The sequence below is a fragment of the Scytonema sp. PCC 10023 genome (assembly GCF_963920835.1).
Taxonomy (GTDB): Bacteria; Cyanobacteriota; Cyanobacteriia; order Cyanobacteriales; family Nostocaceae; genus Kalymmatonema.
Window position 1 is genome coordinate 1 of sequence record NZ_CAWUDP010000311.1, and the last position, 1,219, is coordinate 1,219.

1 protein-coding gene is annotated in these 1,219 nt (G+C 38.5%); it reads right to left on the reverse strand.

The genetic code is table 11. The features are described 5' to 3' along the window. Nucleotides 1-6 precede the first annotated feature (6 nt). On the reverse strand, nt 7-1,053 hold the full coding sequence (locus tag ACM0OZ_RS48915; protein ID WP_414590171.1) for a transposase: 1,047 nt from the start codon (nt 1,051-1,053) through the stop codon (nt 7-9). Nucleotides 1,054-1,219: the final 166 nt, after the last annotated feature.

Genomic DNA, 1,219 nt, shown 5'->3' on the forward strand with positions numbered 1-1,219 from the left:
TAGGACTTACGCATTGACATAAAAGTCACTATGTGTATTCAAGCCCAGCTTCTGTTGTAGATGTTTCAAAATGAAATCACGAGCCACTTGAAGAGATAAATTTCTTTGAAGTTCATACCAATTTTCAATTAACTCTTCAGCTCGCATCAACTCAAGTTGGGTAAAGGCGCGAATAGCACTAAAAAAATGAGTTTTGATAGCTTCAGTTGTTCTTACCATAAACCGCTCAATACCACAAACCTGTTTGATTGCTCTGTGGTAACATTCGATTCCCCAATGAATTGAATGTAATACTTTAAATTCTGCCCTAGTAATTTGATTAAGTGCATCTTCTTCGGTCAAAAACATGATGTAGTATCTTTTCTCTTCGTTTTTGAATGTTTTTTGAAATACTTTCACGCTGCCAAAACTTTTTAAATGCACAATTAAGCCTTCATCAGGTATTTCTAAATTTTGAACTTGGGTGTAATCTCGACCATTAATGGAACATGAACGATTTTTAGCTATGCCCATTAAAAACCCTAATCCTTTATTTTTTAAGAACTTTAAGTTTTCTCTGCTAGCATACCAGGCATCTGTTGTTACCATTTGCGGGTGTAATCCCCAAGTCAAAACTTCGGTTATCATTTCTCTCAAATAATCATTTTTCGTCTTACCATCCTGTTTGTTATATAGGCGATAGTTGACAGGTACAGACTTACCTGAGTCTTCTGTGTAGTACAACGTAATTAGCTGGACCCCTTTGACTACACGATGATGCTTACCTGACCAAAAGTACCCGATTAATTCTGTTAGAGATGGGTCACTATAAGGCTTATCGATAACTGTATCATCCCCACTTAAAGTTCCTCCTATCAAATTGATGTGCGGCTGGACTTCATCAAATAAATCTTTGGGTTCGTAGCGTTCCCTTAAGAGAAAACGATTGACACTATCATGAGACAAATCCTCTAAAATCTCTGCTAGGCGTGTACAGCCTGGATACTTCGATTCTGCTAATAGGAACAGAGTGTAAGTATCAAGGGCACACTTTGCTGTGGATGGCTTGCTAATCGCTCTCTTCGTCCGAACCCACCGATTAAGACAACATTAGGTATTATCCGTCTGATAACGTCCTTGGTAAATAGCGATCGCCTGATTCGGAAAGCAACGCTCGTGTCTTGCCTTTCTTGTCACACCAACTACACATCTTGCTTATATTGTCAATGCGTAAGTCCTA